18 protein-coding genes are annotated in these 16,149 nt (G+C 72.0%); 6 read left to right on the top strand and 12 right to left on the bottom strand.

The window, feature by feature from the left end; genetic code table 11:
• Nucleotides 1-90 precede the first annotated feature (90 nt).
• Nucleotides 91-2,226 carry an NAD-dependent DNA ligase LigA gene (gene ligA / locus ABZ749_RS01310; protein WP_357221557.1) on the bottom strand — a complete coding sequence of 712 codons (2,136 nt, stop codon included), beginning with the start codon at nt 2,224-2,226 and terminating at the stop codon, nt 91-93.
• A gap of 332 nt (nt 2,227-2,558) precedes the next feature.
• Between ligA and ABZ749_RS01305 the strand changes: the two genes are divergently transcribed.
• Nucleotides 2,559-3,131 (top strand): type II toxin-antitoxin system PemK/MazF family toxin, encoded by a 573-nt coding sequence (locus tag ABZ749_RS01305; protein WP_357221553.1) that lies wholly within the window; start codon nt 2,559-2,561, stop codon nt 3,129-3,131.
• Nucleotides 3,132-3,432: 301 nt separating this feature from the next.
• On the opposite strand, the gene ABZ749_RS01300 is transcribed toward ABZ749_RS01305, so the two are convergent.
• The 7 genes from ABZ749_RS01300 to ABZ749_RS01270 form a co-directional block, all read right to left on the bottom strand.
• Complete coding sequence (locus tag ABZ749_RS01300) at nt 3,433-4,443, bottom strand: ADP-ribosylglycohydrolase family protein (RefSeq protein WP_357221550.1); 1,011 nt, start codon at nt 4,441-4,443, stop codon at nt 3,433-3,435.
• 56 nt (nt 4,444-4,499) lie between these two features.
• Entirely contained in the window at nt 4,500-4,865 is a 366-nt protein-coding gene (locus ABZ749_RS01295) for a VOC family protein (RefSeq protein ID WP_357221546.1), read from the bottom strand.
• A 36-nt stretch (nt 4,866-4,901) separates the two neighbouring features.
• Complete coding sequence (locus ABZ749_RS01290; RefSeq protein ID WP_357221543.1) at nt 4,902-5,906, bottom strand: methionine synthase; 1,005 nt, start codon at nt 5,904-5,906, stop codon at nt 4,902-4,904.
• Nucleotides 5,907-5,943: 37 nt separating this feature from the next.
• The gene (gene mnmA, locus ABZ749_RS01285; protein WP_357221540.1) at nt 5,944-7,017 is read right to left on the bottom strand and encodes a tRNA 2-thiouridine(34) synthase MnmA; all 1,074 of its coding nucleotides are present in this window, start codon (nt 7,015-7,017) and stop codon (nt 5,944-5,946) included.
• Nucleotides 7,018-7,257: 240 nt separating this feature from the next.
• Nucleotides 7,258-8,433, bottom strand: coding sequence for a cysteine desulfurase family protein (locus ABZ749_RS01280; RefSeq protein WP_357221538.1), 1,176 nt, complete (start codon nt 8,431-8,433; stop codon nt 7,258-7,260).
• 104 nt (nt 8,434-8,537) lie between these two features.
• Complete coding sequence (locus tag ABZ749_RS01275) at nt 8,538-9,203, bottom strand: class F sortase (protein ID WP_357199541.1); 666 nt, start codon at nt 9,201-9,203, stop codon at nt 8,538-8,540.
• A complete protein-coding gene (locus ABZ749_RS01270) occupies nt 9,200-10,030 on the bottom strand; it encodes a DUF4397 domain-containing protein (protein WP_357199538.1) in 831 nt (276 codons plus the stop codon). The genes ABZ749_RS01275 and ABZ749_RS01270 overlap by 4 nt, the downstream gene beginning before the upstream one ends.
• Nucleotides 10,031-10,260: 230 nt before the next feature.
• On the opposite strand from ABZ749_RS01270, the gene ABZ749_RS01265 reads away from it, so the two are divergent.
• On the top strand, nt 10,261-10,863 hold the full coding sequence (locus ABZ749_RS01265; RefSeq protein WP_355005355.1) for a sigma-70 family RNA polymerase sigma factor: 603 nt from the start codon (nt 10,261-10,263) through the stop codon (nt 10,861-10,863).
• The gene (locus ABZ749_RS01260; RefSeq protein WP_357221534.1) at nt 10,817-11,650 is read left to right on the top strand and encodes an anti-sigma factor; all 834 of its coding nucleotides are present in this window, start codon (nt 10,817-10,819) and stop codon (nt 11,648-11,650) included. Before ABZ749_RS01265 ends, ABZ749_RS01260 begins: the two co-directional genes overlap by 47 nt.
• A gap of 93 nt (nt 11,651-11,743) precedes the next feature.
• Here the strand turns inward: ABZ749_RS01260 and ABZ749_RS01255 are convergent, their stop codons facing one another.
• The 4 genes from ABZ749_RS01255 to ABZ749_RS01240 form a co-directional block, all read right to left on the bottom strand.
• Complete coding sequence (locus tag ABZ749_RS01255; protein WP_091393283.1) at nt 11,744-12,703, bottom strand: electron transfer flavoprotein subunit alpha/FixB family protein; 960 nt, start codon at nt 12,701-12,703, stop codon at nt 11,744-11,746.
• Nucleotides 12,704-12,717: 14 nt separating this feature from the next.
• Nucleotides 12,718-13,497 (bottom strand): electron transfer flavoprotein subunit beta/FixA family protein, encoded by a 780-nt coding sequence (locus tag ABZ749_RS01250; protein WP_357221530.1) that lies wholly within the window; start codon nt 13,495-13,497, stop codon nt 12,718-12,720.
• Between the two features lie 187 nt (nt 13,498-13,684).
• On the bottom strand, nt 13,685-14,098 hold the full coding sequence (locus ABZ749_RS01245; RefSeq protein WP_357221527.1) for a hypothetical protein: 414 nt from the start codon (nt 14,096-14,098) through the stop codon (nt 13,685-13,687).
• Nucleotides 14,095-14,892 (bottom strand): GNAT family N-acetyltransferase, encoded by a 798-nt coding sequence (locus tag ABZ749_RS01240; protein ID WP_357221524.1) that lies wholly within the window; start codon nt 14,890-14,892, stop codon nt 14,095-14,097. Before ABZ749_RS01240 ends, ABZ749_RS01245 begins: the two co-directional genes overlap by 4 nt.
• Before the next feature lie 42 nt (nt 14,893-14,934).
• Here ABZ749_RS01240 and ABZ749_RS01235 point away from each other — a divergent pair, with 42 nt between their 5' ends.
• From ABZ749_RS01235 to ABZ749_RS01225, 3 genes are read left to right on the top strand one after another with little or no spacing between them, the layout of a single operon-like run.
• Nucleotides 14,935-15,327: a DUF202 domain-containing protein gene (locus ABZ749_RS01235; protein WP_357221521.1), complete on the top strand. Its 393-nt coding sequence runs from the start codon at nt 14,935-14,937 to the stop codon at nt 15,325-15,327.
• Nucleotides 15,324-15,629: a DUF202 domain-containing protein gene (locus tag ABZ749_RS01230; protein ID WP_357221518.1), complete on the top strand. Its 306-nt coding sequence runs from the start codon at nt 15,324-15,326 to the stop codon at nt 15,627-15,629. Before ABZ749_RS01235 ends, ABZ749_RS01230 begins: the two co-directional genes overlap by 4 nt.
• Before the next feature lie 27 nt (nt 15,630-15,656).
• The gene (locus ABZ749_RS01225; RefSeq protein ID WP_357221515.1) at nt 15,657-16,064 is read left to right on the top strand and encodes a PLD nuclease N-terminal domain-containing protein; all 408 of its coding nucleotides are present in this window, start codon (nt 15,657-15,659) and stop codon (nt 16,062-16,064) included.
• Nucleotides 16,065-16,149: the final 85 nt, after the last annotated feature.

The following is a 16,149-nucleotide window of genomic DNA, read 5'->3' as shown; positions in this document are numbered from 1 at the left end:
CCAGTTTCCCGGTATGACAGTCACGAATCGGTCGTAGTCGTAATTAAGTTGGTATACGCGGCCAGTCGCCGTGCCCAGCGACCGGCCGGGTCACTCCCCGAGCTGAGCGACCTCGCGCGCGGCCTCCGGGCCCGCCTCCAGCAGGAGCCGGAACCCGTCCTCGTCGAGCACCGGCACCTTGAGACTGACGGCCTTGTCGGCCTTCGACCCCGGGTTGTCCCCCACCACCACGAAGCTCGTCTTCTTGGAGACCGACCCGCTGACCTTGCCGCCCCGGCTCTGCACGGCCTCGGCGGCCTGGTCGCGCGAATAGCCGGCGAGGGTGCCGGTCACCACCACTGTCAACCCCTCCAGCGGGCGCGGCCCCTCGTCGACGGCCTCCTCCGCCATCCGTACGCCGGCCTCGGCCCACTTGCGGACGACCTCGCGGTGCCAGTCCACTGCGAACCATTCCCGGATGCTGGCGGCGATGGTCGGCCCGACACCGTCGACGGAGGACAACTCCTCCTCGGTGGCCGCGTCGATGGCGTCCATCGAGCGGAAGTGCCGGGCGAGCGCCTGGGCAGCGGTCGGGCCGACGTGCCGGATGGAGAGCGCCACCAGCACCCGCCACAGGTCCCGTTCCCGGGCGACAGCGAGATTGTCCAGCAACTTGGTGGCGTTGGTGCCCAGGCTGCCGTCCTTGTTGACGAAGAACGGCGACCGGGACAGCTGCTCGGCGTCGAGGTGGAAGAGGTCGCCCTCATCGCTGATGATCTCGGCGTCGAGCAGGGCGGCGGCGCCCTTGTAGCCGAGCACCTCGATGTCGAAGCCACCCCGACCGGCGAGGTGGAACACCCGCTCCCGCAACTGCGCCGGGCAGCTGCGGGTGTTGGGGCAACGGATGTCCACGTCGCCCTCCTTCGACGGCGCGAGCGGAGTGCCGCAGGCCGGGCAACTGGTCGGCATGACGAACGGCCGGGCATCGGCGGGCCGCAGGTCCACCACCGGGCCGAGCACCTCGGGGATCACGTCGCCGGCCTTGCGCAGCACCACCGTGTCGCCGATCAGCACCCCCTTGCGCTCCACCTCGCGGGCGTTGTGCAGGGTCGCGAGCGCGACCGTGGAACCGGCCACGCGCACCGGCTCGAGCACGGCGAACGGGGTGACCCGGCCGGTGCGCCCCACGTTGACGTCGATGTCGAGCAGCTTGGTGGTGACCTCCTCCGGCGGGTACTTGAAGGCGATCGCCCAGCGGGGGGCACGACTGGTTGACCCGAGCCGGCCCTGGATGGAGACCGGATCGACCTTGACCACCACGCCGTCGATCTCGTGCTCGACGTCGTGCCGGTGCTCGGCGTAATAGGCGATGAACTCCGCCACGCCGGCCAGATCCGGGACGACCCGCCACCGGTCGCTGGTCGGCAACCCCCACGACCTGAGTGCCGCGTACGACTCGGACTGCGCCGTGGGCTGGAACCCACGACGGGCGCCGATGCCGTGCACCACCAGGCGCAACGGCCGGGTGGCGGTGACCCGTGGATCCTTCTGGCGCAGGCTGCCGGCGGCGGCGTTGCGGGGGTTGGCGAAGGGCGCCCTGCCCTGCTCCACCAGACCCGCGTTGAGATCAGCGAACGCCGCGATCGGGAAGTAGATCTCGCCCCGGACCTCCACCAACTCGGGGACGTCCGGGAATTCGGCGGACGGGACGAGCTGGCCGGGCACGTCCCGAATGCTGCGCACGTTTGCCGTGACGTCCTCACCGGTGCGCCCGTCGCCCCGCGTGGCGGCCCGGACCAGCCGGCCGTTCTCGTAGGTCAGGTTGATCGCCAGGCCGTCGACCTTCAGCTCGCACAGGTAGGGCACCGGACCGCCCGCGTCCCGTTCGACCCGCTCGGCCCAGGCTGCCAACTCCTCGTCGGCGAAGGCGTTGTCGAGCGAGAGCATCCGTTCGGCATGGGTGACCGGGGTGAAGTCGGTGGAGAAGGTGCCACCCACCCGCTGGGTCGGCGAATCGGGCGTCCGCAGCGCCGGGAACTCCTCCTCCAGTGCCTCCAGCTCGCGCAACTGCCTGTCGAAATCGGCGTCGGGGATGGTCGGCGTGTCCAGCACGTAGTAGCGGTACTGGTGCTCGGTCAACTCCTGACCGAGCGCGGCGTGCCGTTCCCGGGCCTGCGGCGTCGGCTCAGCCCCGGCCGCCGCCTCCTGCGCCGGGCTGACCTGCTGACCGATCTGCTCCTCGGACACACCGCCACCTTCGGACACGCCTGCGACCTCCCTGATCACGCTACTCCGGCACCGTATCGGGCCGGTGGGACAATCCGCCGCCCACCCGCGCCCGAAGCGACCCCGCCCTCAGCCGCATCCGGTGATCCCGTGACGCTCGGTAGCCGTCGACCGGCCGTTCCAGCTACCGACCCATCGAGTGACGGCCGGCGTGGCGTCGTCGAGGTGTGCGTGCGGCGGGGCGGCTGCGGTGTGGTTGGCAGGCGGCACGGCCGCGGTGTGGTTGGCAGGCGGCACGGCCGCGGTGTGGTTGGCGGGCGGCACGGGCGGCGGCGTGCAAGGATCGCCGGACGGTGCGACCGGCGGGTCGCCGCAACGCGGAGGTACGGATGCGCGAGGCACTGCTCTGGGCGGTGGCGATCCTGCTGGCCGTGGCCGCCGGCTGGGCGTGGAACAGCTGGCGGCACCGGGTGGCCAACCGGCGTCCGGGCACCCGGCCGGATCGGGGCGACGCCGGTGGCCGTCGTTCCACCCCGCCGCGGCCCCGTGGCGCCGAACGGCCCTCCACCAAACCCCGCTCGCGCGACACCGACCGGCACGGCGACGCCCCGGCGGCCGGCGAGATCTGGTGGGCCGACGTGCCGTACGCCGACGGCACCGGGTCGAAGGTGCGCCCGTGCCTGGTCCTGCGTGCCGACTCCCGAGGCGCCGACGTTCTGAAGATCACCAGCCAGGACAAGAGCGACCGGGACGACCACGTGCGGATTCCGACCCGGGACTGGGACCCGGGCGCGGAGCACGACAGTTACCTCAGCCTCACCGAGCCGATCCGACTCAACTCGGCCGCCTTCGCCGACCATGCCGGCCGCTGCGACGCCGACCTGTGGCGGAAGGTCCGCAGCCTGCGCCACCTCCCCACCTCCTGACCACCCCTCGTGGCCGCCCGCCGACCACCCTCGACCGCCTTCATGCCCGCCCGCCAGCCATGATCGACTCGGGTTCCTGAAAGTCGCGGTGTCCTGAGCTCCCGGATGCCCCGGTTTACAGGAACCCGAGTTGATCATGAGCGGGGGTCGGCCGCGGGGGTCGGGGCAGACCACGCCGGCCGCGCCGGTCGGGGCAGACCACGCCGGCCGGTCCGGTCGGGGCAGACCACGCCGGCCGGTCCGGTCGGGGCAGACCACGCCGGCCGCGCGGGCCGGGGCAGACCACGCTGGCCGGTCCGAGTCAGTCCCAGGTCGCGCCGAGTGTGGCGAGCTGATCCGCGTACTCGATGCGGTTGACCCATTCGCGCGGCCAGGCGGTCATGCCGACGGCCGCGCCCACGAACGCGCCGGCCAGGGCTGCGATCGAGTCGGAGTCGCCGGCGGTGGTCGCGCCCCGAGCCAGCGCCGAGACCGGGTCGTCGGCGTGCCGTACGGCGCAGAGCAGCGCGGTGGCCAGCGCCTCCTCGGCCACCCAGCCCTCCCCGGTGGCCTGGCACGGGTCACCACCGTCGTCCGGCCGCGCCAGGGTGTCTGTCAGTCGGCCCAGCACCGCCAGACACTCGTCCCAGCCTCGCGCGATGAACTCCTCCGGCGTGCCGACCCCCGGGCGCTGCCAGAGGTCGCCCAGCCACCGCTCCCGGTAGACCAGGCGTTGGGCGAGCGCCCGCTCGGTGAGCAGCGCGGGCACCTCAGGCAGGGTGGCGCCCGCGCGCAGCACGAAGACCGCATAAGCGGTCAGCTCGCTGGCGGCCAGGCCGGTGGGATGGCCGTGGGTCAGCCCGGCCTGCAACTGGGCCAACCCGGCGAGCGTGTCGAGGTCCACGTCGAGCAACCCGACCGGGGTGACCCGCATGTTGGCGCCGCACCCTTTCGACCCGCTCACGGTGGCCTCCTGCCAGCGCACCCCACGGCTCAGCTCGGCGCAGGCGCGCAGGCAGGTCATGCCCGGGGCACGGTTGTTGTCCGGGCTGGCCGCCCAGGCCAGGAAGCGTCGCCGCAGCAGTGGCTCGACCGCCTCCGGCGTGAACGACGGCGCCTCGTGCAGCGCCCAACCCACCGCCAGGGCCATCTGGGTGTCGTCGGTGACCAGTGCGGGCTCGCCGACCAGCTCGCGTGGACCGGTCGGGCCGTACCGGCGCTCGATCTCGGCGACGGTCAGGAACTCGGTCGGCTTGCCCAGCGCGTCACCGTAGGCGAGGCCGAAGAGCGAACCGGAGGCGCGAAGCGCAGAGGTGTGGATCACGGCGGCCATGATGCCCGGCCGCCGCAACCCATGCCGGTCCGGCCAGCTCTTCCGAAACCAGCGCCCTAGTCCCAGCAGAGGCAGAACGGGTGGCCAGCCGGGTCGGCGTAGACGCGGAAGCCCTCACCCTCACCTGGCAGCCGCCGCGCACCCAGCGCGAGCGCAGCCTTCTCGGCAGCCTCGATGTCGTCCACCGTCACATCGAGGTGGAACTGCTGTGGGCGATCGGGATCCGGCCAGACTGGTGGGCGCAGGTTGAGCGCCCGTTGGAAGGCGAGGCGCGGCTGGTGACCGGGCGGGCCGCCCAGCACCACCCAGTCGTCATCGGAGTCGCCCTCGGCGAACGGTACGCCGAGCAACTCGGCGTAGAACGCCGCCAACGCCCGCGGATCCGGGCAGTCGATCACCACTGAACGCATCTGTCCAATCATGACCGTCATCCTGCCCACCGGGTACGACAGGAAACCTCAGTCCTCGGCGAGGCGCCGGCCGGCGTCCCGGCACGCGGAGAGCACCGCCCGCGCGTACTCCGGGCTGGCGCCGGCGAGGCCGCAGGCCGGGGTGACCACCACCTGTTGGGCGAGTTGGCGACGAGGGAAGCCGAGGCGGTCCCAGACCTGGCGTACCCGCTCAGCGATCTGCGCGGAGTTCGGCGCGCCACCGGCCGACGGCGGCCGGGTCGGCGCGGCCCCGGCCAGCAACCCGAGGCCGGCGTCGATCGCCTCGCCCAGCGGGTCGAGCTTGGTGACCAGGTCCAGGTCGAGGGCGACCGCGACGGCGCCGGCGGAGCGGATCAGCTCCAGCGGCACGTCCGGGGCGCAGCAGTGCACCAGCGTCGGTACGCCGACCGCGTCGACGATCGTGCGCAGCAGCGCGGCGGCGTCCACCGACTCGACCGCCCGGTACGCGCCCAGCCCGCTCTCGGTCGGCACCCGCCCGGCCAGCACGGTCGGCAGTGACGGTTCGTCCAGTTGCAGCAGTACCGACGCCCCGGGCAGCCGGCGGGCGACCGCCGCGACGTGCGCGCGCAGCCCCTCGGCGAGGGAGCCGGTCAGGTCGCGGACCGCGCCGGGATCGCGCAACAGTCGGCCACCGATCGGCAGCTCCAGCGAGGCGGCCAGTGTGAGCGGGCCGGCGGCCTGCACCTTGATCGGCCCGGTGTACCCCTCGGCCTGCTCGGCGAGCTGGTCCAGGTCGCGTTCCATCAGGTCACGGGCCCGGCGCAGGTCGCGGCCCGGGCGTGGGGCGACCCGCCACCGCCCCGCGTACACCTCGACCGGCAGCTCGACGAGCAGTCCGGCGGACCGGCCGATGATGTCCGCTCCGGGGCCACGGGCCGGCAACTCGGGCAGGTGGGGCAGCTCGGGAAGCTCACCGAGGACCACCCGCTGAGCCTCGCCGATGTCGGTGCCGGGCAGCGAGCCGATTCCGGTTGCCGCGCCGGCCGGCCAGGGCCACGCCTGATCTGTCACGGGCGAAGGCTATCCCGGGAACACCGAGGCCGTGCGGTCAGCCGGTGATGGTCGCGGAGCCGAGGACCACGTCGCCGGCCGGATCTGGTCGGTACGCCACCAGGGCCTGACCGGCAGCGACGCCGCGTACCGGTCGGCGCAGCTCGGCGTGCAGCCGGTCACCGTCGAGGGCGACGGTCGCCGGCACCACGTCGCCGTGCGCGCGCAACTGCACCTCGCACTCGACCGGGGCGTCCGGTCGGGCGCCGCCGGTCCAGACCGGACGTACGGCGTGCACGTCGGACACGTCCAGGGCCTCGGCCGGGCCCACCGTCACAGTGTTGGTCTTCGGCGTGATGGAGAGCACGTAGCGTGGCCGACCGTCCGGGGCGGGCCGGTCCAGGTGCAACCCGCGACGCTGCCCCACCGTGTACGCGTACGCGCCGCTGTGACTGCCGACGACCGCGCCGGTGGAGGCGTCCACCACGTCGCCGGGCGCCTCACCGAGCCGGCCGGCCAGGAAGCCGCGGGTGTCCCCGTCGGCGATGAAGCAGATGTCGTGTGAGTCCGGCTTGTCGGCCACGGCCAGGCCACGCTCGGCGGCCTCGGCGCGGACCTGCGCCTTCGTCAGGTCACCGAGCGGGAAGATCGACCGGTCGAGCTGCTCGCGGGTGAGCACGGCGAGCACGTACGACTGGTCCTTGGCCAGGTCGACACTGCGCCGCAGCAGCCCGTCCGCGCCGAGGCGGGCGTGGTGCCCGGTCACCACCGCGTCGAAACCCAGGGCCACCGCCCGGTCCAGCACCGCCGCAAACTTGATCTTCTCGTTGCAGCGCAGGCAGGGGTTCGGCGTACGGCCGGCGGCGTACTCGGCGACGAAGTCGTCGACCACGTCCTCGTGGAAGCGGTCGGCCATGTCCCACACGTAGAACGGAATGCCGATCACGTCGGCCGCCCGCCGGGCGTCCCGGGAATCCTCCAGGGTGCAGCAGCCGCGCGCCCCGGTCCGGTAGGTCTGTGGGTTGCGCGCGAGGGCCAGGTGTACGCCGGTCACGTCGTGCCCGGCCGCCACCGCCCGTGCCGCCGCCACGGCCGAGTCAACCCCACCCGACATCGCCGCCAGAACCCTCACTGACCCACTCCCCTTCCCCGTCCCGCCCGTTCCCCCACAACAACCCTATCCACCAGCCCCGAACCCCCCGCCACCCCACAACCCCAACCCAAACCCCAAACCCCAAACCCAAACCCACGCCCACGCCCACGCCCACGCCCACGCGATCTTGCACTTTCTGCTGGGACATATGCCGCACAAGACGCGAACAGACGACCGAAAGTGCAAGATCGCGGAAATCAGGGGGTGGGGGCCCGGTGGTTAGCGGGGGGTGCGGAGGGCTGCGGCTCGGCGGGCTCGGTCGACTGCTGCCGGAAGGGCCGCGATGAGGGCGTCGACGTCGGTCTGGGTGCTGGTGTGGCCCAGTGTGAAGCGCAGCGAGGAGCGGGCGCGGTCGTCGTCGGCGCCCATCGCCAGCAGCACGTGCGAGGGCTGGGCCACGCCGGCCGAGCAGGCCGAGCCGGTCGAGCAGGCGATTCCCTGCGCGTCGAGCAGGAGCAGCAGCGCGTCCCCCTCACAGCCGGGGAAGGAGAAGTGCGCGTTGCCGGGCAGCCGATCGGTCGGGTCACCGTTGTAGATCACCTCGGGCACCGCCTGGCGGACCCGCTCGATCAGGTCGTCGCGGAGCGCGGCCACCCGGGCCGCGTACTCCTGCTGACCCTTCACCGCCGTCTCCACAGCGACCGCGAAGGCGACGATGCCCGCGGTGTCCAGGGTGCCGGAGCGGATGTCGCGTTCCTGGCCGCCGCCGTGCAGCAGCGGCGTGGCCGGCACGTCCCGGGCGAGCAGCAGCGCGCCCACTCCCATCGGGCCGCCCAACTTGTGCCCGGTGACGGTCAACGCGGCGACCCCGCTCGCGCTGAAGTCGACGGGCACCTGTCCGACCGCCTGGATGGCGTCGGTGTGGAAGGGCACACCGTGTTCGGCGGCGACGGCGGCAAGCTCGGCCACCGGCTGGACGGTGCCCACCTCGTTGTTCGCCCACATCGCGGTGACCACGGCCACCTGGTCGGCGTGCGCGGCCAACTCGGCGCGCAGGGTCTGCGGGTCGAGCCGACCGACGGCGTCCACCGGCAGCCAGCCGACCTCGGCGCCCTCGTGCTGGGCCAGCCAGTCGACCGCGTCCAGCACCGCGTGGTGCTCGACGGCGCTGGAGACCACCCGGCGGCGGTCGGAGCGGGCTGCGCGGCGGGCCCAGAAGACGCCCTTGACAGCGAGGTTGTCGCTCTCCGTGCCACCACCGGTGAAGATCACTTCAGAGGGCCGCGCGCCCAGCACAGCGGCCACCTGTTCGCGTGACTCTTCGACCCGGCGGCGGGCACGGCGGCCCGACGCGTGCAGGGAGGACGCGTTGCCGACCTCGCGGGCGGTAGCGACGTACGCCTCCAGTGCCTCGTCGAGCATGGGAGTCGTCGCCGCGTGATCCAGGTAAGCCATCACCGTTCAGCGTACGGCCGACACCTTGGGGACCGGATGCCGGAGGGGACTGCGCGCACGGGCCGGGGCGGAACTCCACCCCGGCCCGACGCGTGCGGGCCCGGTCAGGCGGGCACCGCGGTGACGACGATGTTGTCGCGGTACTTGCGCGCCTTGGCGTCGAACGGCCCACCACAGGTGATCAGGGTCAGCCGCGGCTTGCCGTCGCGGGCGAAGTACCGGTCCAGCGGGATCTTGGTCTTGTCGTACTCCTCCCGGGCCACGACCCGGTACTTGCGGGCCTCGCCATCACTGCCGGTCGCGGTCAGGGTGTCGCCCTGATCGAGCTCCCGCAGCCGGAAGAACGCGCCCTTGCCCTGCTGGGCGCTGTCCACGTGACCAGCGATGACGATCGAGCCGGCGTTCGCCTCCAGGCCGGGCCCGTACCGGTACCAGCCGATCTTGTCGACGCTCGGCGGCACCTCGAAATCGTTTGTCCGCTTGTTGATGCCGACAGCGTTGATCGTGGCGGTGACGTCGATCGCCGGGATCACCAGCCGCACCGGCGGGACGATCTCCGCCCCGGCCGGCAGTTCGCCGACGGTCACCGGGACAGACTGGCCATCGGCCGCGCTGGCCGACGGGGTCGGGGTGGCGGTCGCGAGGTTGGCCGCCTCGTCGCCGCCCACGTCCTCGGCCGGCTGGGAGCCGCACGCCACGAGCGTGGCGACGGTGAGCGCGGCAACGCCGGCGGCCAGGGCCGCCAGCGCGCCGCGATTGCGCACCGTCACTTGCGGCCGGTCCGCGCGGTCGCCATCCGCACCCCACCACCAAGGAGCAGGAGTACGCCGGCGCCGGTGAGCACGTACCACCAGGTGTCCACGCCCGTGCCGGCCTGTCCGCCGTCACCGCTGGGCACGCCACCCGGGGCGGAGTGCAGGCCGGTGATGGTCTGGGCCACCACGTCGAGGGTCTTGCCCTCGGCGGAGCCGATCGCGTAGACGATCGTGGCGGTGCCCTCCTTGAGGTTGAGGTCCGCCGGGCCGATGGCCACGGTGTCGGTGCCGGCCAGCACCACGTCCGCCTTCACCTCGCCCGCGTCGACGTCACCCTTGGCCTCGTTCGGGTTGGTGAGGTCCTCGAAGACCGGCTTGCCACCGGCGCGGACGTCGACCGCCGGAGCGGCGGCGGTGTGCCGGACGATCAGCCGCGCCTTGCCGGCGTCGACCTTCGAGACGTCGTTCACGAACGGGGTGATCTTCGGCTGGCCGGCGGCGTCGAGGTGGGCCGCGATGCTGATGTTCGCACCGCCCGGCACCGCTGCGTTGTCGACTTTGAGGATCGCGCTGCCGATCGGCTCGCCCGGCTTGGTGAGCGCGATGTCGTAGTCGCCCTCCTCCAGGTTCAGCGGTCCGGCGACGTCACCGGGCTTGAAGTTGTCGAGCGTCTTCTTGCCGTTGACGTAGACGTCGACCGGGGTGTCCGGAATGCCGTGCACGACGGAGACCTTCGACGTGGCGGCGTACGCCGGGCCGGCGGTGAGCCCACCGACGCCGGCGAAGGTCAGCGCGGCTACCGCGCCGCCCGCGGCGACCCGACGGAAGTACGAGAGCTGCATGTCTGCCTCCTGGTGATAACTGCTGATTCGTCAGGCCTGGCTTGCAGAACGGGTTACGCCGGCTGTCGGACGGGCGGATGCGCCCCGGAGGCACTTTTCTTTTCCGGCCCCGACCGCATCCGCAACGGGGTCGGGAGACGAAGAGCAGGTGAGATGACATCGACCGGGGAAGTGGGGCGGAGACTGTGGCAGCTACAGTCGGGTATGCCCCATCGAAGGCGAGCCGCCCGATGACGGCGCTACGACAGGAACCGGACCCTCCGGTGGACGACCTCGACCGCAGGTTCCGTGACGGCGACGACGTGGCGCTGCGCGAGGCGTACGACCGCTACGGTCGTGCCGTGCTCCATCTGGCCACGTCCATGCTGGCGAACCGCAGCGACGCCGAGGACGCCACCCAGGCGACGTTCGTCGCCGCCTGGTTGGGCCGCGACACGTTCGACCCGTCCAAGGGGTCGCTGATCGGTTGGTTGCTCGGCATCGGCCGGCGGAAGGTGATCGACCGGATGCGCGCCTCGGCCCGGGAGACCCGGGTGGTGGAGACGGTCCGACAACTGCCCGAGCCGGCGCAGACCGAGCCGGATCCGGACCGCGTGGTGGACCGGTTGGTGATCGCCGACGAGTTGGCTCGCCTCCCGGACGACCAGCGACGGATGCTGGAGCTGGCCTTCTACGACGACCTGACACACCAGCAGATAGCCGCGGTGACCGGCGTGCCGTTGGGCACCGTGAAGAGTCACATCCGACGCGGCATGGCGAGCTTGAAGCGCAGATGGGAGGTGGACGGTGCAGCACCTGGACCACGACCGGCTGGTATTTCTGGCACTCGGTGAGAGCGAGGCGGACAACGGGGAGAGCACCCACCTCTCCACCTGCGCGCTCTGCCGCGCGGAGGTCGCGAGCCTTCAGCAGGTGGCGGGGCTCGGCACCGAGACGCAGGGCCTGGCCGACCTGCCCGACCCACCGGAGCACGTCTGGCAGGGCATCGAGGCCCAGGTCAGGGCGGCGGAGGCCGGGCCGTTGCTGACCGAGACCCGTCGACACCGGGTGCCCGGGCAGGCCGACACCACGACGGCCGGACAGGCCGACACCACCACGACCGAGCGGACCTCCGGCGCGGCGGCCGGGTCGACGGTGACCCGGCTGGACCCGGCGCGGCGATCCCGCCGGGGTCGCGGCTGGTCCGGTTGGGTGGCCACAGCGGTGACCGCGGCCGCCGCCGCGGCGGTTGCCGTCGTGGGCACCGTCTCGGTGCTCCGACCGGACGATCAGACGCCCACCCCGACGCCGGTGGTGGTGGCGAGCGCTCCGCTGGCCGCGTACGGAGCGACCCCGCCGACGGCCAAGGGCGACGCCCGGGTTTTCCAGGACGGCCAACTACATCTGCATGTGGCGAATCTCCCGAGCGTCCCGGGGTACTACGAGGTCTGGCTCATCAATCCGACGACCATGGAGATGTTCTCGGTCGGCACCCTGGGTGGCGGCTCGGACGCCCTGCTGCCCCTGCCTCCGAATGTCGACCTCAAGAGCTACTCGGTGGTGGACGTCTCCGCCGAGCAGTACGACAACAACACCCGCCACTCCGGCGACAGCCTGCTGAGGGGCTCCCTGACGGGCTGATCGGCGGGCCGGCTCAGCTCCCCGGCTCGCCGATCAGCTCCCATACGGCAGTGGCCGCCCGTGCGAACGGGCGGCCACTGACGTATCGCTGGCTTACTTGCGCTTGCGGATCTCCTCGGCGGCCTGCGGGACGATCTTGAACAGGTCGCCCACCACCCCGAAGTCAGCCAGCTCGAAGATCGGCGCCTCGCCGTCCTTGTTGACCGCGACGATGGTCTTCGAGGTCTGCATGCCGGCCCGGTGCTGGATCGCACCGGAGATGCCGAGGGCGACGTAGAGCTGCGGGGAGACCGTCTTACCGGTCTGGCCCACCTGGAACTGGTGCGGGTAGAAGCCGGAGTCGACGGCCGCGCGGGACGCGCCGACGGCGCCGCCGAGCAGGTCGGCGAGCTCCTCGACCAGCTTGAAGTTGTCGGCGTTGCCGACGCCCCGACCGCCGGAGACGACCACGCCGGCCTCGGTCAGCTCGGGGCGGGAGCCCTTCTGCTCGGCGACCCGCTCGACGACGGTGGCCAGCTTGTCGGTGTCGGTGACCGACACACTGAGCTGCTCGATCGCCGGGGTGGCCGCCGCCGGGGCGGGGGTGACCGAGTTGGGCCGGACGGTGACCAACGGCAGGCCCTTGGTGACCTTGGACTTGACGATGGTGGAGCCGGCGAAGGCGACCTGGGTCGCGGTGCCGTCGGCGTCCAGGCCGACCACGTCGGTCAGGATGCCGTTGTCGAGCTTGACGGCGAGCCGGGCGGCGATCTCCTTGCCCTCCTGGGCCGACGCCAGCAGCACGGCGGCCGGCTGCACGCGCTTGACCAACTCGGCCAGCACCGTCGCCTTGGGGGCCACCAGGTAGCCGTCGATCTCGTCACCCTCGGCGGCGTAGATCTTCTCCGCGCCGTACTCGCCCAGCTTGCCGCTCAGCGCCTCGGCGGCACCGGCGCCGCCGAGCACCACAGCGCTCGGGGTGCCCAGCTCACGCGCGAGGGTGAGCATTTCCAGGGTGACCTTCTTGACGCCGAATTCCTTTGTGGCTTCGACGACGACGAGAACCTCGGACATGTCAGACCCCCCTCTCACACGAACTTTTCGGTGGCCAGGAACTCGACCAGCTTGACGCCGCCCTCGCCCTCGTCAGTGACCTTGGCGCCGCCGGAGCGCGGGGGGCGCTTGGTGTGTTCGACGACGGCGCTGGTGGCGCCGTCGAAGCCCACCTCGTCGGCCGCGACTCCGAGGTCGGCCAGCGAGAGCGTCTGCACCGGCTTCTTCTTGGCGGCCATGATGCCCTTGAAGGAGGGGTAGCGCGGCTCGTTGATGGTGTCCCAGACGGAGACCACGGCCGGGGTGGCGGCGGTGACCACCTCGTAGCCCTCCTCGGTCTGCCGCTCGACGGTCAGCGTCGCGCCGTCGACGGTGAGCTTGCGGGCACCGGTGAGCGCCGCGACGCCCAGCCGCTCGGCGATCATGTGCGGCATGACCTGGACCCGGCCGTCGGTGGACTCGGCACCGCAGATGACCAGGTCGGCGTTGAGCTGACCGAGCGCGGCGGCGAGCACCTTCGAGGTGGCGACGGCGCACGAGCCGTGCAGGGCGTCGTCCAGCACGTGCACGGCCTTGTCCGGGCCCATGGAGAGCGCCTTGCGGATCGACTCGGTCGCCCGGTCCGGACCCATGGTCAGGATGGTGACCTCGCCGCCGTGCGCCTCCTTGATCTTCAGCGCCTCCTCGATGGCGTACTCGTCCATCTCGTTGATCACGTTGTTCGCCGAACCGCGGTCGACGGTGTTGTCGTCATTGCGCAGGTTGCGGTCCGCGCCCGAATCAGGCACCTGCTTGACGAGTACGACGATGTTCATCGCGCTTCGACGACCCTCCTGTGTGGTGTTGCGATTCGCTCGCCCGGTATGGGGCGCAGCGTCGCGCGTCGGTCGACGCCAGGTCAACCGCGGGCGGTTGTGCAGTTGCCCACGGCGCAATGTTACCTGCCAGTAGGTTGCACTCCCGCAGCACTCAGCGTGACACAGCTCACCGACGCGCGGCCGGTCAGGCCGGCTCGGCCAACGCGACCCGGATCTGGTCGATGGCCGCCGCCTCGGCAGGCGCCACCCCGTCGTGCGCGCGGGCCACCTGGTCCGCCGCGGCCAACACCAGATCGCGGTACGCGTCCACGTCCCGTGGGGACTTCTCGCGCAGGATCCGCACCGCCTCGCCCAGCGCCGGAAGCACCACCGACTCGATCTCCAGCTGCGAGTCCCGCGGAAGTCGCGGCAGCGGGCCGGTGGTCAGCGCCTCCTTGACAGTGCCACTGGCGTCGGCCAGCGCGCCGGAAGCGGCGATGCTCTCCCGGATCACACCCAGCACACCGGGATCGGCGTTGGAGACCAGGAAGACGGCACCGAAGGCACCGGTCTTGAGGGTCAGGCGCTCCTCGTCCGTCAACCGCTGTTCCATGATCACGGAGTGTAGACGTACGGGGTGGTGGTGGTGACCGGGACGAGGCCGAGCCGCTGGAGGATGGGCCGGCTGTCCTCGGAACAGTCGACCTGCATGAGCGTCCGACCCCGCTGCTCGGCGAGCCGCGCCCGGTAGTTGACCAACGCCCGGTAGATGCCCTTGCGCCGCCACTGCGGCAGGGTCGAGCCACCCCACATCGTGGCGAAGCCGGTGTTCGCCGGGAACCGCACCCAGCCCGCGCTCACCACAGTCCCGCCCGCCTCGGCCACCACCACGGTGATCGAGTTCGGGTCGGCGTCGATCTCCTTGGCCAGGCCCGTCACGAGGTGCGAGCGATCCTCCTGCCAGACCTCCTCCTCCATGGCGGCGATCCGCTCCAGGTCCTCCCGGGCGGTCACCTCACGCAGGCGTACCCCCTCGGGAACGACAGGCAGCGCGGCGGCCAGCGGGGCGACCGGCCCGACCACGACGGTCTCGCGGTCCTCCGGCACGAAGCCGGCAGCGCGCAGCCGGTCCGCCAGATCGGCCGGCTCGTCGTGCTCGTTGAGCTTCCACTCGACGGACTGGCCACGCTCACGGAACAACTGCACCTGCCGGGCGATCAGCTCGTCCAGCGCGTCACCTGTCAACCCGCCCAGGGTGCGGTAGGTGAGAAACCCGCCGGCGTCGAGCCCGATGATGCGGACCAGCGGCCCGTCCCGCTCCACGGTCACCCCGGCCGGAACCGGGTCGGGGATCTCCGGGCGGAGCTGGTTGTCGTAGGCGTCGCGCAGCGTCTGTACGTCGAGATCAGTCACCGGACCAGGCTAAGCGGGAAGGGAAACGGATATTCTCCCACTGTGTGGGAGGCGATCAGGCGGTGGTTCGACCCGACGGAGCTGCGTTCGGTCGGTGAACCGCCGGACTACCGCTTCTCCCTGGCCAACGAACGGACCTTCCTCGCCTGGCTGCGCACCGGGCTGGCACTGGTAGGAGGCGGGCTGGCCGCCGCGCAGTTCCTGCCACCCCTGCCGATGAGCCACCTGCGTGAGGTGATCGCGGTGGCGTTGCTGCTGCTCGGCGCGGCGGTCGCGATCCGCGCTGTGGACCACTGGGCGCGTACCGAGCGGGCCATCCGGCTCGGTCAGGAGCTGCCCGCGTCCCGGTTCCCCGCCATCCTGGCGCTCGCCGTCGGCGGCGGCGCGTTGCTGCTGGTGGTCGCCGTCCTGATGCGGGCGGTCGGCGGGCGGTGAACACCGAACGCGACCCGGGGCTGCAACCGGAGCGGACCCGGCTGGCCTGGCGGCGCACCCTGCTCACGGTGACCGTCGTGAGCGTGCTCGCCGTCCGGCTGGCGGCGACGGGAGACCCGACCGGTGCGCTGATCGCCGGCGGCACCGTTCTGGTGTGGGGCACCCTGCTGGTGCTCTGCTGGCCCCGGGGCACGGGCAGCGGTCCGGCCCGCACCGGCGGCCGGACACTGCCCCTGGTCACCGTGGGCACCGTGGTGCTGGCGCTACTGGGAGTGCTGCTGGTGCTGCGCGGACTGGGGTGACGCGCGCAGGTGCGTCATCATGGGTGCATGGCCCGGCTTGGCGTACTCCTCTTCCTGGTGCAGATTGTCCTCGCCGTCTGCGCGCTGATCAGCTGTCTCTCCGCCGAGGAGGGCAAAGTTCGCGCCCTTCCCCGGATCGCCTGGGTGCTGATCATCTTGTTCTTCCCGCTGGTCGGCTCGATCGCCTGGTTCATCGTCGGCCGGGAGCCCAGCCCCGGCGCCGGCAAGGGTTGGCCGGGCGGCGGCGAGCGGCAGCGTCCTCGGCAGGTGGCCCCCGACGACGACCCGGAGTTCCTGCGCTCCGTCGAGGAACGCGCCCAGCAGCAGGACCAGGAGCTGTTCCAACGCTGGGAGGAAGACCTGCGGCGACGCGAGGACGACCTGCGCCGCCGCGACGGTGAGCCGCCACGCGAGGGCGACCGACCGGAGGTGTGAGCGCGCCGCCGCCGGCAATGCTGCGTGAGGGGTGAGCCCGGTTCGCGAGCGGTGAGCCGGGTGTGCGCGCCCCGCAGTCGCGAAT

It is taken from the genome of Micromonospora sp. NPDC047753 (assembly GCF_040642735.1).
GTDB lineage: Bacteria > Actinomycetota > Actinomycetes > Mycobacteriales > Micromonosporaceae > Micromonospora.
Note: the sequence above shows the minus strand (reverse complement) of the source record. Positions and strands in the feature narration are given on the sequence as shown.

Bases quoted from the DNA above. Each gene is read 5' to 3' on its own strand.
- ABZ749_RS01255 (WP_091393283.1), bottom strand. From the start codon at position 12,703: ATGTCCGAGGTTCTCGTCGTCGTCGAAGCCACAAAGGAATTCGGCGTC.
- ABZ749_RS01300 (WP_357221550.1), bottom strand. From the start codon at position 4,443: ATGGCCGCCGTGATCCACACCTCTGCGCTTCGCGCCTCCGGTTCGCTC.
- ABZ749_RS01265 (WP_355005355.1), top strand. From the start codon at position 10,261: ATGACGGCGCTACGACAGGAACCGGACCCTCCGGTGGACGACCTCGAC.
- ABZ749_RS01280 (WP_357221538.1), bottom strand. From the start codon at position 8,433: ATGGCTTACCTGGATCACGCGGCGACGACTCCCATGCTCGACGAGGCA.
- ABZ749_RS01250 (WP_357221530.1), bottom strand. From the start codon at position 13,497: ATGAACATCGTCGTACTCGTCAAGCAGGTGCCTGATTCGGGCGCGGAC.
- ABZ749_RS01225 (WP_357221515.1), top strand. From the start codon at position 15,657: ATGGCCCGGCTTGGCGTACTCCTCTTCCTGGTGCAGATTGTCCTCGCC.
- ABZ749_RS01295 (WP_357221546.1), bottom strand. From the start codon at position 4,865: ATGATTGGACAGATGCGTTCAGTGGTGATCGACTGCCCGGATCCGCGG.
- ABZ749_RS01270 (WP_357199538.1), bottom strand. From the start codon at position 10,030: ATGCAGCTCTCGTACTTCCGTCGGGTCGCCGCGGGCGGCGCGGTAGCC.